Source organism: Paenibacillus sp. SRL342 (assembly GCF_984798905.1).
The window spans coordinates 4,587,052-4,600,944 of sequence record NZ_OZ481790.1 but is presented as its reverse complement, the minus strand read 5'-3'; the positions used below and the strand labels follow the sequence as shown (position 1 = coordinate 4,600,944).

The 13,893-nt window shown below is 48.4% G+C and carries 17 protein-coding genes; 13 read left to right on the top strand and 4 right to left on the bottom strand.

Annotation, left to right across the window (positions count from 1 at the left end; genetic code table 11):
* Nucleotides 1-43 precede the first annotated feature (43 nt).
* Nucleotides 44-256 carry a hypothetical protein gene (locus tag AC4E8D_RS20235; RefSeq protein WP_133385409.1) on the top strand — a complete coding sequence of 71 codons (213 nt, stop codon included), beginning with the start codon at nt 44-46 and terminating at the stop codon, nt 254-256.
* An 8-nt stretch (nt 257-264) separates the two neighbouring features.
* On the opposite strand, the gene AC4E8D_RS20230 is transcribed toward AC4E8D_RS20235, so the two are convergent.
* Both AC4E8D_RS20230 and AC4E8D_RS20225 read right to left on the bottom strand, forming a co-directional pair.
* Nucleotides 265-612 (bottom strand): potassium channel family protein, encoded by a 348-nt coding sequence (locus tag AC4E8D_RS20230; protein WP_036607883.1) that lies wholly within the window; start codon nt 610-612, stop codon nt 265-267.
* Between the two features lie 63 nt (nt 613-675).
* Entirely contained in the window at nt 676-993 is a 318-nt protein-coding gene (locus tag AC4E8D_RS20225; RefSeq protein WP_278294295.1) for a DUF2627 domain-containing protein, read from the bottom strand.
* A gap of 224 nt (nt 994-1,217) precedes the next feature.
* Here AC4E8D_RS20225 and lpdA point away from each other — a divergent pair, with 224 nt between their 5' ends.
* The 5 genes from lpdA (at nt 1,218) to lipB (ending at nt 7,117) form a co-directional block, all read left to right on the top strand.
* Complete coding sequence (gene lpdA, locus AC4E8D_RS20220) at nt 1,218-2,642, top strand: dihydrolipoyl dehydrogenase (RefSeq protein WP_490205152.1); 1,425 nt, start codon at nt 1,218-1,220, stop codon at nt 2,640-2,642.
* A gap of 139 nt (nt 2,643-2,781) precedes the next feature.
* The gene (locus tag AC4E8D_RS20215) at nt 2,782-3,810 is read left to right on the top strand and encodes a thiamine pyrophosphate-dependent dehydrogenase E1 component subunit alpha (protein ID WP_017687620.1); all 1,029 of its coding nucleotides are present in this window, start codon (nt 2,782-2,784) and stop codon (nt 3,808-3,810) included.
* A 2-nt stretch (nt 3,811-3,812) separates the two neighbouring features.
* Nucleotides 3,813-4,799, top strand: coding sequence for an alpha-ketoacid dehydrogenase subunit beta (locus AC4E8D_RS20210; protein WP_490205151.1), 987 nt, complete (start codon nt 3,813-3,815; stop codon nt 4,797-4,799).
* A 47-nt stretch (nt 4,800-4,846) separates the two neighbouring features.
* Entirely contained in the window at nt 4,847-6,298 is a 1,452-nt protein-coding gene (locus AC4E8D_RS20205) for a dihydrolipoamide acetyltransferase family protein (RefSeq protein WP_221822099.1), read from the top strand.
* A gap of 111 nt (nt 6,299-6,409) precedes the next feature.
* On the top strand, nt 6,410-7,117 hold the full coding sequence (gene lipB / locus AC4E8D_RS20200; RefSeq protein WP_221822097.1) for a lipoyl(octanoyl) transferase LipB: 708 nt from the start codon (nt 6,410-6,412) through the stop codon (nt 7,115-7,117).
* Nucleotides 7,118-7,145: 28 nt separating this feature from the next.
* Here lipB and prli42 read toward each other — a convergent pair whose 3' ends face one another.
* Entirely contained in the window at nt 7,146-7,247 is a 102-nt protein-coding gene (gene prli42, locus AC4E8D_RS20195; protein WP_017687624.1) for a stressosome-associated protein Prli42, read from the bottom strand.
* Between the two features lie 266 nt (nt 7,248-7,513).
* On the opposite strand from prli42, the gene AC4E8D_RS20190 reads away from it, so the two are divergent.
* On the top strand, nt 7,514-8,647 hold the full coding sequence (locus AC4E8D_RS20190; RefSeq protein ID WP_221822095.1) for a M20/M25/M40 family metallo-hydrolase: 1,134 nt from the start codon (nt 7,514-7,516) through the stop codon (nt 8,645-8,647).
* Nucleotides 8,648-8,808: 161 nt separating this feature from the next.
* On the opposite strand, the gene AC4E8D_RS20185 is transcribed toward AC4E8D_RS20190, so the two are convergent.
* A complete protein-coding gene (locus AC4E8D_RS20185) occupies nt 8,809-8,943 on the bottom strand; it encodes a Z-ring formation inhibitor MciZ (RefSeq protein WP_091028853.1) in 135 nt (44 codons plus the stop codon).
* Nucleotides 8,944-9,253: 310 nt separating this feature from the next.
* Between AC4E8D_RS20185 and AC4E8D_RS20180 the strand changes: the two genes are divergently transcribed.
* From AC4E8D_RS20180 to AC4E8D_RS20155, 6 genes are all read left to right on the top strand, one after another.
* The gene (locus AC4E8D_RS20180; RefSeq protein ID WP_221822092.1) at nt 9,254-9,847 is read left to right on the top strand and encodes an NUDIX domain-containing protein; all 594 of its coding nucleotides are present in this window, start codon (nt 9,254-9,256) and stop codon (nt 9,845-9,847) included.
* Between the two features lie 2 nt (nt 9,848-9,849).
* Nucleotides 9,850-11,070, top strand: a complete 1,221-nt coding sequence (locus AC4E8D_RS20175) for an endonuclease Q family protein (RefSeq protein WP_221822090.1) — start codon at nt 9,850-9,852, stop codon at nt 11,068-11,070.
* 153 nt (nt 11,071-11,223) lie between these two features.
* Nucleotides 11,224-11,853 (top strand): stage II sporulation protein M, encoded by a 630-nt coding sequence (gene spoIIM, locus AC4E8D_RS20170; RefSeq protein ID WP_017687629.1) that lies wholly within the window; start codon nt 11,224-11,226, stop codon nt 11,851-11,853.
* A gap of 107 nt (nt 11,854-11,960) precedes the next feature.
* On the top strand, nt 11,961-12,428 hold the full coding sequence (gene fur / locus AC4E8D_RS20165) for a ferric iron uptake transcriptional regulator (protein WP_036607866.1): 468 nt from the start codon (nt 11,961-11,963) through the stop codon (nt 12,426-12,428).
* Nucleotides 12,429-12,586: 158 nt separating this feature from the next.
* On the top strand, nt 12,587-12,829 hold the full coding sequence (locus AC4E8D_RS20160; RefSeq protein WP_076215836.1) for a DUF4227 family protein: 243 nt from the start codon (nt 12,587-12,589) through the stop codon (nt 12,827-12,829).
* A gap of 75 nt (nt 12,830-12,904) precedes the next feature.
* Nucleotides 12,905-13,795: a tyrosine recombinase gene (locus AC4E8D_RS20155; RefSeq protein WP_105599514.1), complete on the top strand. Its 891-nt coding sequence runs from the start codon at nt 12,905-12,907 to the stop codon at nt 13,793-13,795.
* Nucleotides 13,796-13,893 lie beyond the last annotated feature (98 nt).

Sequence of the window (13,893 nt, the reverse complement as noted above, 5' to 3'; positions counted from 1 at the left end):
TACGGCAGCTAATTAACAGGAGTTGTGAAAAGAGGTGTTTAGTATGAGTGAAGCATTAACATCCCTGCAAGCGCAATATGAAAGCCTGAAAGAACAGGGATCTTTGGATGAAGCGGCGCAGGCATTATTTGCAGAACTGTTCGCAGAAGCGGAGAGACTGCAGGCAAGTAACCTTACCTTGCGTAGAACGATCTTGAAGTCTTCTTCCAAAGAATCACGTATGTCTACCAAACTGCGGGATGCATTATACGAATGACCCGGAGATTACTCCGGGTCCTCTTCTGTCTTTAATTTACGAGGGAATAGAATACCTGCTGTAATTCTGGCAATCATGGCAAAGGTGAGCCCAATGCCTGCAAACATGTAGATTACGGTAAAGGCTTTGCTGAATCCGGTGGTTGGCACAAATTCAGGATGGCCCACCGTAGTCAGAGTAACCGCACAGAAGTATAACGCATCGATCCAGTGCAGACCTTCAACACGAGTGTAAAATAAAGTGCCTGACAGCAACGTTGCTGCCGTTAACGCGAACAAAGCCAGAAACTTGGGGTCTTTGAACGCATGGAAAATGCCTTTGAGCAATCGTTGTAACGTGATTAGAAATGATACCATGATGATCCATCCTGTCTATGTAAAGTAGGCGGTGTGTTGTATAAACACACAAAAAGCCCGGACTCATGGAGTCCTTCCGGGCGTCTCTGCTTTTTCGGGTACATTTTTGGACCGGAAACGGGGACCTACATAATTGCGCTTGCGGTCACGGAACAGGATCCAACCTCCCAGAAAACTCATACCTGCGGCAAAAAGGACAAGTCCACCGCCAAAGGAAAGCCACTGGAACCCTGGTGAAATCAGTTCGTTCCCGTGCTCGGCATAATATAGGAACAGGGCATCTTTCATCATCAGAAAACCCTTCATTGCCATTAAACCGGGGATGACCAGAACAACAATTGCCAAAAATCGCGCAAAGACCAATCTTGTATTCATGAGCATTATACCCTTTCTGCCAAAGTCGACATTAAATAAAGGTTACGCTTACAGATCATACCTGATTCCATCATAGCTTGGAATGCATAGGCTGTCCATGTGTGATTGCTTCAAACTTTGAGTTGACCGCTCAAGGAGAGTACAATGGCATATAGAGGGTATAAGCCAAACCATGATTCAAGCCATCATAAATTATATTGAAATTTGATTCATAGAGGAGAGCATGAGAGATGCCAATTACATGTGATGTTGCCATTCTTGGAGGAGGGACCGGTGGATATGTAGCCGCGATCCGGGCTGCACAGCTGGGAAAACAGGTCGTTATCATTGAGAAGGACAAGCTTGGCGGTACCTGTCTGCATCGTGGCTGTATTCCGAGTAAAGCTTTGTTGAAAAGTGCCGAAGTATACGCCGAAATCCAGGAGAGCGAGACGTATGGTATCGAGACAGCTGGAGCTACACTTGTATTTCCCAAAGTACAGGCGCGCAAGGATGCAATTGTCGAACAGCTCCATCAGGGCGTTCAGTATTTGATGAAAAAAAATAAAATCCAGGTTGTACACGCGAAAGGTCGCGTCATCGGACCATCCATCTTCTCACCGCAGAGCGGAGCAGTCGCTGTGGAGTTTGAAGATGGCGAGATGGATACGGTTGTTCCGACCAATCTCATTATTGCCACTGGTTCACGTCCTCGTGTGTTGCCGGGCCTGGAACCGGACGGAAAATTCATAATGAGCAGCGACGAAGCCCTGCGTATGGATGAACTTCCTGCATCTCTCATTATTGTCGGTGGGGGTGTGATTGGACTGGAGTGGGCATCCATGCTGAATGACTTTGGCGTAGATATCACAGTCGTAGAAGCAGCTGCTCACGTGTTGCCTGCCGAGGATGAGGATGTTGCCAGAGAAATGCAGCGATTGCTCGGCAAACGAGGTGTTCGTTTCCTGACAGGTGCCACCGTTCTAACCGAAACATATAACGCGGATCAAGAGGGCATCCAGATTGATGTGCAGCTTGGTGAAGATAAGCAGGAAACGCTGAGAGCGGAGAAAATGCTCGTGTCGGTTGGACGTCAGGCTAATGTCGAAAATATCGGACTCGAAAATACAGATATCAAACTGGAGCGTGGGTTCATCGCTGTGAACAAACAGTTACAGACCGGTGAAGGTCACATCTACGCCATTGGTGACTGCATCGGCGGTTTGCAGCTTGCACATGCCGCAAGTCATGAAGGCATTCTCGCTGTTGATCATCTGGCGGGCGAAACGGTACATGCCGTAGAATCCCACCGTATCCCGCGCTGTGTGTACACACGTCCGGAAGCAGCCAGCATCGGATTCACCGAGCGTGAAGTCAAAGAACGTGGCTATGACATTAAAACAGGGAAGTTCCCATTTTCGGCCATTGGCAAATCGCTTATTCACGGAAGTCGGGATGGATTCGTGAAGGTGATTGCAGATGCCAAGACGAATGATATATTGGGGGTACATATGATTGGCACCCATGTGACGGAATTAATCGCTGAAGCCTCACTGGCTCAGATGCTTGATGCCACACCTTGGGAAGTCGGACAAACCATCCATCCGCACCCTTCTCTGTCGGAAATCATGGGTGAAGCCATGCTGGCGGTCGATGGAAAGGCCATTGGGATGTAAGCCAAACAAGCTTATGAGAAAGGTCCTTTCCTTTTTTGGGTAAAAGGGATTATAATAAGGTTAAGCCAAGTCTTAGTACCAGGTTATAAGATCGGGTAGTAAGTATGGCACAGGCTCTGATTAAAAGGAGGTACCTCATATGAGTTCACAAGGTACTGCAGACGCGGTCCACCGGCATCAACAGCTGGGACTTAGCGATGGTGAAGTATTGGATATGTACAAATACATGCTGCTCGCGCGCAAGTTTGACGAGCGTTGCTTGCTCTTGCAACGGGCTGGCAAAATTAACTTTCACGTATCCGGTGTAGGTCAGGAAGCTGCGCAAGTAGGCGCTGCATTTGGTCTGGATCGGGATCACGATTATTATTTACCTTATTACCGCGATTACGGCTTTGTACTGGCGGTAGGCATGACTCCGCGTGAGTTGATGTTGTCTGCTTTTGCGAAGGCAGAAGATCCGAATAGTGGCGGTCGGCAAATGCCGGGTCACTTCGGTCACAAAAAGCTGCGGATTGTGACGGGTTCCAGCCCGGTTACAACACAGGTTCCGCACGCTGTTGGATTTGCGCTTGCTGCCAAAATGAAGAAGCAAGAATTTGTTTCTTTTGTTACGTTTGGCGAAGGATCAAGCAATCAGGGTGACTTCCACGAGGGCGCCAACTTTGCAGGTGTGCATAAATTGCCTGTCATTATTATGTGTGAGAACAATCAATATGCAATTTCGGTACCGATTCACAAACAGTTGAGCGGCAAAATATCTGATCGAGCACAAGGATACGGGTTCCCCGGACTGCGTGTAGATGGTAACGATGCATTAGAAGTATATGCTGCAGTGAAGGAAGCGCGTCGCCGTGCCATAGCCGGGGAAGGCCCGACACTGATTGAAGCGATGATGTATCGGTTGTCACCTCATTCCACCTCCGATAATGATCTGGCTTACCGGACCAAAGAGGAAGTTGAGGAGAACTGGAAGAAAGATGGCGTTCCTCGCATGAAGAACTACTTGATCGATTGCGGCATCTGGGACGAAGCCCGGGATGCGGACCTGGCTTCCCAGCTTGCGCTGGAAATGAAAGAAGCAACTGAATATGCAGACAACGCGCCATATCCTAAACCTGAGGACACTCTTACGCACGTTTATGCGGACAGCGAAGAAGGGGGACGGTAAGTATGGCAGTGATGGAATATATTGATGCAATCCGTCTCGCGATGAAAGAAGAGATGGAACGGGATGAGAATGTTTTTATCCTTGGTGAAGACGTAGGTCTCAAAGGCGGTGTGTTTACCACTACTAAAGGGCTGCAAGATCAGTTTGGCGAAATGCGAGTGATGGACACACCATTGTCTGAATCCGCTATTGCAGGGGTTGCCATTGGTGCAGCAATGTATGGCATGAAGCCGATTGCCGAGATGCAATATTCGGACTTCATGCTGCCGGCAACCAACCAGATCATTAGTGAAGCGGCCAAGATCCGCTATCGTTCCAACAATGACTGGAGCTGTCCGATTGTTATACGCGCGCCGATTGGTGGCGGAATCTTCGGTGGGTTGTATCACTCCCAATGTCCGGAGTCGATTTTCTTTGGAACACCTGGTCTGAAAATTATAGCTCCCTACTCGGCATACGATGCTAAGGGACTGCTCAAGGCCGCTATTCGCGACCCGGACCCGGTACTCTTTTTTGAAAATAAAAAATGCTACAAACTTATCAAGGAAGATGTGCCTGAAGATGATTACATCGTTCCGATTGGTAAAGCCAACGTACTTCGTGAGGGTGCGGATATTACGGTGATCGGTTACAGTCAGCCGCTGCATTTTGTCATGCAGGCTGCTGAGGAGCTGGAGCGTGAAGAAGGCATTACCGCACACGTTCTGGATCTTCGCACATTGCAACCGTTGGATCGAGAAGCGATTATTGCTTCTGCTCGTCTGACAGGTAAGGTGCTGATCATTCACGAAGATAACAAAACCGGTGGTGTAGGTGCCGAAGTTGCCGCGATTATTAGTGAGGAATGTCTATTTGAACTGGATGCACCGATTCAGCGTCTCTGCGGACCTGACGTTCCGGCCATGCCAATTAGCCCAACATTGGAGAAATTCTACATGCTGAGCAAGGACAAAGCCAAAGCAGCAATGCGTACACTTGCCGAGTTTTAATTTCGTTTTTTGGATCGTTTAAAAGTAAAGTTTGGAGTGATAATCAAATGGCTGAACGTATGAAATGGATCGAGGTCATTATGCCGCAATTGGCGGAATCGCTGGTCTCGGCTACCATAGGCAAATGGTTGAAAAAACCGGGCGACCGTGTGGAACAGTACGAGCCGATCTGTGAAGTAATCACTGATAAAGTTAATGCCGAGATTCCATCCACTGTGGATGGAATTATGGGTGACCTTTTGGTGGAAGAGGGCACAACGATTGCTGTTGGTGAAGCAATCTGCCGCATGCAGGTCGCAGCTTCTGACGAAGAAGCGGCTGAGCAAGTAACACAAGTATCGCAGCAACAGGAGCAAGTGCAGCAACATACGAGCCACACTCCTGTTGCCGCCTCAAATACAGCAGCACATGACCCCAACCAGCCGATGCGCAATCGGTATTCCCCGGCAGTGCAATCCTTGGCAGCAGAGCATGGCTTGAACTTGCAAAGCATCCAAGGCACTGGGGCCGGTGGTCGTATTACCCGCAAAGATGTGCTGGCATTTGTTGCACAGGGAGGTAACGCGGCTGGAACGTCTGCGTCTGCACAAGCATCATCTGCAGCAGTACAGCATACACCTTCTGGTGTGCCGTCTGCTTCTCCATTCAGCGGAGTGAATCGTGGAAATGGAGAAATGGGTTTAACCGCTGGAGAAGCGATCTCAGCGTCCGATGCAGGTGTTCCTGTGAGACATTCAGGCATTCATCTAACCGAAAGTCCGAAAATTCCACAGATCGAAGTAGAGGGTGGTGGCCAAGGAAGATCGGAGTATTTCATCGATGTTACCCCTGTGCGTAATGCCATTGCCCGGAATATGCGTCAAAGCGTATCGGAAATCCCGCATGCATGGACAATGATCGAAGTGGACGTAACAAACCTTGTGATGCTGCGCAATAAACTCAAGGATGAGTTCAAGCGTAAGGAAGGTATCAACCTGACATACCTGTCCTTCATGATGAAGGGAGTCGTTAATGCGATCAAAGACTTCCCAATCATGAACTCGGTATGGGCAGTGGACAAAATTATCGTCAAACGGGACATTAACTTGTCCATGGCGGTAGGAACCGAAGACTCCGTACTTACACCCGTAATCAAACATGCCGATCAGCGAAATATCGCAGGTCTGGCCCGTGAAGTGGATGAGCTGGCTCGCAAAACGCGTGAGGGTACGTTGAAGCTGGACCATATGCAAGGTGGTACGTTCACGGTGAACAACACAGGTTCATTTGGTTCGATCCTGTCCCAGCCAATTATTAACTACCCGCAGGCAGCGATTCTTACATTCGAGTCGATTGTCAAGAAACCTGTGGTTATTAATGATATGATCGCTGTTCGCTCGATGGCTAACCTGTGTCTGTCGCTGGATCACCGAATCCTGGATGGTGTAATTAGCGGACGTTTCTTGCAACGTGTCAAAGAAAACCTTGAAGGATATACCATGGAGACCAAGGTGTATTAAGTAAATAGTTGTCGGGGAAGTGTATGTGCCGGAGGCCGTGCACTTTTCCTGCTGTCTACGGACAGGTGCTCAATTGTACACTGAACCTGAAGCAGAAGGGTGTGGGGAATCATGAGCAAGCCGCTGGATGTTGCATACATACCAATGCTTGATTATGAAGAGGCTTGGAACCGCCAGAAAGCGATTGTGCAGCGATTGGACGAGGGCGAGGGAGCGGAGCAGATGCTGCTTTTACAACACCCGCCTACGTATACGATCGGCTCACAAAATCATCCGGAGCATCTGCTTCTCAGTCCGGAAGAGTTGCGTGAGCAAGGGATTTCCTTGTTTCAAATTGACCGCGGCGGTGATATTACTTATCATGGCCCGGGCCAGTTGGTAGGTTACCCGTTATTGATTCTTGGTCGGGATGAAGACCTGGATCTGCACGGCTATTTACGGAAACTTGAGCAGGTACTTATGGATTATCTCGCAGACCAGGGCATTGAAGCTGGACGCAAAGAAGGTTACACGGGTGTGTGGATTGGCGATATGAAGATTGCTGCAATTGGCATCAAGTTTAATCGTTGCAAACACCGCCGCGGTTTTGTAACCAGTCACGGGTTTGCTTTTAACATCAGCTCAGGCATTCAACATGCAGGTTTTCAGGGGATTGTTCCTTGTGGGATAGAGCAGTATGGCGTTACCTCACTGGAGGATATAACGGGTAAGTCCTATACAGTGGAGCAGGTTGCGCAGGAAATTGTTCCGTACTTTAATCGTATTTTTCCATATAAAATTAATTGGGTCACGGAAAAAGAAGCCCTTCAACGTCTGTAAACAGTTCGTCAAAAGGCTTCAGGGGGTGCTATCCGAACAGCAACGGTTCGAGAGCTATGAAAAGGGTGGACCCGATCATGGCGATCAGCATGAGATAGATGATGATTTTGAACCATTTCTTTTTTTGCATGATGAGAGAACTCCTTTCAACATAAAGTGTGTGTTCAAAAAGACTGGTTTTCAGTACCAAGAAGATGGGATGAAGCTAGAAATGGAGTAGCGGAGCGTAGGGAAAACTACGTGAGCAACGGACATTTCGGCTGAATTCCATATTCGATGCTGATGATGCCGCCAGGCATCCTTCGTAATCAAAAGCGGACTTTTTGAACAACCTCATAAAGTAAACAAGCCATAGTAATTGTATTGTACCGTATCTACGAGAGGGAGGAAAGTCCTATGATTAAACAACAACGTGTTATCGATCAGTTCATGGAACTGGTGCAGATTGATAGTGAAACGAAAAATGAACAGAACATCTCGAAGGTGTTAAAAGAACAGTTTGCAGAGCTTGGTCTTCATGTCTATGAGGATGATACCATGGAGCAAACCGGACATGGCGCAGGAAACCTCGTCATTACCTGGGAAGCCGAAGGAACTGAAGGGGTTGCACCGATCTTTTTCACATGTCATATGGACACCGTGACGCCGGGACAGGGAATCAAGCCTGAACTGGGTGAAGATGGCTGGATCAGCAGCGATGGAACAACGATCCTGGGAGCAGATGACAAAGCAGGGATTGCGGCATTGTTTGAAGCGATTCGTGTGATCCAGGAAAACAACATTCCACATGGTAAAATTCAATTTGTCATTACGGTCGGCGAAGAGTCTGGCCTGGTGGGCGCACGTGCAATGAATCCGAAGGATATCGATGCCGAGTTCGGTTATGCGCTGGATTCTAATGGAGCTGTAGGCACGATCTGTGTTGCTGCACCAGCCAGAGCTGAAATTCAAATGAGCATCTATGGTAAGTCTGCCCATGCGGGCGTGAACCCGGAAGACGGGATCAGCGCCATTCAGGTTGCAGCCAAAGCGATTGCTGCGATGACACTGGGCAGAATTGATGATGAGACGACAGCGAACATCGGTAAATTCCAGGGTGGATCAGCACTCAACGTGGTATGTGACTTTGTACAGCTTGAAGCGGAGGCTCGCAGTATTGTGCAGGAGAAAGTTGAATTGCAGGTTGCACAGATGCGTGACGCGTTGGAAACAACATGTCGCAAATACGGTGCAACAGCTGAATTCAGAAGTGAGATCCTTTACCCTGCATTTGGTTTCCATGATGAACACGAAGTTGTACAGCTTGCGCAGCGTGCCATCCGCAGTATTGGGCTGGAGACAAGTACGTTTGCTTCCGGTGGTGGCAGTGATGCCAATATCTTTAACGGATTCGACATTCCAACAGTGAATCTGGCGGTAGGGTATGAGGATATCCATACAACCAAAGAACGTATTCGTGCCGAAGACATTGTGAAGTTATCCCAAGTGGTAGTGGCTATTATTCAGGAAACGGCAGCTGACAAGAAATAATATACAGCACATGTTACCTCACATGTTGTTAGACAAAAGTCCGAACCCGGTCTATCTGTATCGGATTCGGACTTTTTGTGAATTCATGTTATATTTCAAGGGAGAAGACTCGTTAATTTAGGGTCAAATTGAATCAATGGATGAATGGATCGATGACCCATTCATTTGCGTCCAGCGAGCAGATCGACTAATTTGGCATCCGGGCCCCACTCGCGCAACCATTGCTTGAGTATGAGCTGTACTTGCCGGGCTTGTCCTACCACGTGTACGGATTGAGGCGTCATATAACTGTTCATCGAAAGTCCCCCTGATTCGTTTATATTTGCTGTGAGAGTTCTATACGCTCACCATATGCCCAAAATCAGAGATATATACATTAACCGAATATATAAATTGAGCTAATCCTTTACACAAGAACGGAGAGGACAGAAATAACCAAGAGAAGCGGAGCGTTCGCCTTTATCACCAAATTTTATCTATTAGTTAAAGAAATCAAAAAAATTTGGGGATAACAGCGATCGAAGGGTTGTTCTGTCATTGGAGTGGTTAGTGTAAATATTTTTAGTCCATTTATATATAATCCTACGATATGGAGTTGAAGAACCAATGAAACCAAACCAATCTGCCCAATCCATCCACGCAGCGCAACCTGCCAATCCAAAGCTGGATGAAGTGACCGTATCCACCAAGCCGATCTTCGAGGGAAAAGTGATTTCACTTCAAGTGGATACTGTTAAACTGCCAAACGGCCAGACGGCTACACGTGAGATAATCCGGCACCCTGGAGCGGTAGCTGTACTTGCTCTGAATGGGGATCGCATGCTTGTTGTGGATCAGTATCGTCAGGCAATGGGACGCACCGAAGTGGAGATTCCTGCGGGGAAACTGGACCCGGGAGAAGAGCCGGAGGTGGCCGCAGCACGTGAATTGCGAGAAGAGACGGGATATGTGGCCAAGTCGTTGCGTCATTTGCGTTCGTTCTACACGTCACCGGGGTTCGCAGATGAGATCATTCATCTATACATCGCTGAAGAGTTGGAAGAAGGGGACATGGCGCTGGACGAAGATGAATTCCTTGAAGTTGCCGAAATAACTCTGGAGGAAGCCTACGCTCTCATGGATGAGAATCGGATTAGTGATGCCAAAACGATGATGGCTGTATACGCGTGGGACCTCTACAGAACGACAGGACGGTTCTAGGCATGCAAGACCAGCTGGAAATGTCCACGACGTGGGAGCCCTGTTATACAGACCTGCATATTCACATCGGACGAACCTCTCGCGGTGAGGCCGTTAAAATCAGCGGCAGTCGCGATCTGACATTTGAGAATATTGCTCGGGAAGCATCGGATCGCAAAGGAATTCATTTGCTTGGTGTTATTGATTGTCATTCTCCGGTTGTACAGCTGGATATTGAGCAATTGCTGGAGAGTGGTACCATGTCCGAGATTGAGGGCGGCGGCATTGCCTATCAGGACACCACCATTCTGCTGGGTACAGAGATTGAGCTGCGCGAGCCTGGAATGCGTGAGTTCCATATGCTGGCGTACTTCCGTGATCTGAAAACGATGAAGTCCTTCACGGACTGGATGAAACGTTATATGAAAAATGTGAATCTCAGTTCTCAGCGGGTGTACGTGCCCGCTCTAGAGATGCAAGCCGAGATTAAGGCACGTGGTGGGCTTATTGTACCTGCACATGTGTTTACACCGCATAAAGGCATCTATGGCAGTACGGCACCCCGTATGGGCGATGTATTGGATACTAGTCTCGTGGATGCGGTAGAGCTAGGCTTAAGCTCGGACTCATCCATGGCCAGTTATATTCGGGAATTGGATCATGTTCCGTTCCTGACCAACTCGGATGCCCATTCTCTCGGTAAGATTGGACGGGAGTATAATGAACTGCAAGTGGCTTCCCCTTCTTTTGATGAATTCCGCATGGCACTTCAAGGAGAAGCCGGCAGGAAAATTGCGGCCAATTATGGACTGAATCCAAGGCTGGGCAAATACCACCGTACTTACTGTGCCGCATGTGGCAGCATAATGGACGAGCAGGCGATGTCAGCAGAGCGTTGTCCGCACTGTGGCAGTCTGAAGCTGGTGCAGGGGGTGCTGGATCGCATCCTGGCAATCTCTGATCGAGAGAGTCCTCATGTTCCTGCAAACAGACCAGCCTATCATTATCAGGTGCCACTGGAGTTCATCCCGGGACTTGGCAAAGCCAAACTGCGCCAGCTACTGGACCATTATGGTACAGAAATGAACGTACTTCATCGCACGCGTGAGGAAGAGCTTGCTGCGGTTGTTGGACCTGTGCTGGCTGGCCTGATTGTGGCTGCACGGAACGGACAACTGGAGCTGTCCTCCGGAGGTGGCGGCACGTACGGTAAAGTTGCTGTTCAGCAAAGAGCTACGGAGTGACCCGTGTAATAGTTCAACTCATATAGCTTTTGCTTTACAGAGGTCCAATCTGGACAAGAAGTCATACAGGTGCATTCCGGTTCATAAGAATGACTATGAGGATGTAACTGAGAATCCTTGCAGCATGATACCGGAAAGGGGACTCGTACCTGTATGCGCTCTTCCTACTTTACATTTAAAGGTCAGACTTCGTTATATGTATTCGTGGCCGTCTTGTTTCTGGTCGGCGTCATTTTTGGCGCGCTCATGGTCAACGCATTGTCTCTTGAGCAACGTCAGGATCTGGAGGGTTATCTCGGCAATTTCTTTATGACCGTGCAGCACAGCGCACAAGTGACTGAGACCGGGGCATATTGGGACATTGCCATGCTTCATCTGAAATGGGTGGGTCTGATCTTTATTCTGGGTTTATCCGTTGTTGGACTGCCCGGTATACTGGTTCTGGATTTTTTGAAAGGTGTGCTCATTGGATTCACAGTGGGGTACCTTGTTGGACAGTATTCCTGGAAAGGGCTGCTGTTTGCACTGGTGTCCGTGGCACCTCATAATCTATTTGTCATTCCGATCCTGCTGATCTGCAGTGTAGCGGCGATGACGTTTTCGTTATACATCATTCGTAATCGTGTTTTGATGCAGCGAACACCTGGTCGACAAAGGCCTTTTGCTTCATATATAGTGTTAACTTTGGTTATGGCTGCACTGCTGCTCGGCGTGGCGTCTTTTGAAACATGGGTTACACCTGCGATGATGCGTTGGGTCACGCCAATGCTACTACCGGCCTAACGTGTACCGTATAGTGTAAAATGTTGACTTTAATTACGCACTCCCCCTATAATGAAAAGAGTGGGTTAAGTTGCAGTGTGCAGTGATTTCCTAGGGGGAGGGAGAAAATGGAAGCACGGATTGATAAAATTAAGCAGCAACTACAGTCCCAAGGATATAAATTAACGCCCCAGCGGGAAGCCACCTTAAGAGTACTTCTTGAGAATGAAGAAGATCATCTGAGCGCAGAAGATGTATTCATGCTCGTTAAAGAAAAGGCTCCCGAAATCGGTCTGGCAACCGTGTACCGTACCCTCGAACTGCTGAGTGAGCTGCATGTTGTAGAGAAAATCAACTTCGGCGACGGTGTAGCGCGTTATGATCTGCGCGGAGATACATCCAAGCATCACCATCATCACTTAATCTGTGTTCAATGCGGAAGTATGGATGAAATACGTGAAGACTGGCTTGGACCGCTTGAAGAGCGTTTGGAGCGGGAATTCAACTTTTCGGTAGTAGATCACCGACTGGACTTTCATGGAATTTGTTATCGTTGCAAAGCTAAAAATGAACAGAAACCCAAAGATGAAGAATAACATAGCATATCTTCAAGCTCTCACCGGCGGTTTTGACGGGAGAGCTTTTTTGGCACCGGACATGATCTGGAGTTTCCCCCGAATGGCATAAACCTGTGTTAATGGACATACCCTGATTCAAGGACAATACCGGATTCGAATCAGGAGGGGACGCGCCCATGATTATATCAGTGCGGAGAGGGCTCCGTTTTATTCGATTTATCATAGTTTTTGCCGCATTAGTTTATCTGTTCTATCATGTTCTGGATCTTTTTAATGGCTGGATCTCACCTGTGGATCAGTATCAGATGCCAACTGGCAATGCAATCAAAGTATTTCAGGAAACGGATTGGCCGGGTAATGGAGAAGGACGTCCTACGATGGCAGAGCGTCTCCGTTTGTTCTATTGGTACGGGGAGTAGCTTCGAACAGCCAGGGATGCAAATACGGGAGCAGTCTGCCAGAGCGGCAGATCTGTCAGTTGAGGAGCGTTGTACATGAAACAGACGATACACGCCTATGCCTTATACTTGGAAGATGATAAAGGGATGTCGAGCAGCACGCTTGAATCGTATCTCCGAGACGTGGACAAGTTCATTGAATTTGCTGATAAGGAATATGGCATACGCGAAGCCGATCAGGTCAGACGCACACATGTCGTCCTGTTTGCAGGTCAGCTCAAACAGGCAGGACGTGCCAATGCAACCATTGCCCGCAGCATCGTATCTCTGCGCTCCTACTTTCATTTTTTGATGCGGCGGGGTGATATTATACAGGACCCTACGTTTGATGTGGAAGCTCCCAAGGCGGACAAGACGCCTCCACAGGTGTTAAGTATCCAGGAGATCGAACAACTGCTGACAGCGCCTGATATTCGTTCACCGCAGGGTGTGAGAGATCGAGCGATGCTTGAACTGTTATATGCTACAGGCATTCGGGTCTCGGAATTGATTGCCCTTGACATTCGGGATGTACAGCCAGGCATGCGTTTTATACGATGCGGTGGGGCGGGCAAGGAACGCATCCTTCCCATCGGTGCACCAGCTGCACATTGGGCAAGTGTATATGTGGAGGAATTCCGCAACAAGTTGCTCAAAACCGATTCGGACGAGCAGGCACTATTCGTGAATGTATCTGGTAGACGTTTAACCCGGCAGGGCTTCTGGAAGCTGCTCAAAAAAGCGGCGGTGGACGCAGGAATCTCGGAAGAAATTACGCCGCATACGTTGCGTCATTCCTTTGCAGCACACCTGATTGCCAATGGGGCGGATACACGTGCGGTTCAAGACATGCTGGGTCACGTGGAGCAGCCTGGACAACAATATGGCAATCATGGTCGCAAAACCATGAAAGAAATCTATGAAACCCATCATCCGAGGGCAAGATAGATTTTGACGCATGGCATTCACAAATAAATGCGGAACATTGGGCCGATTTAGGATAAAATAAATTGAATACATCCAAACGCCGTTATACATAAGACGGA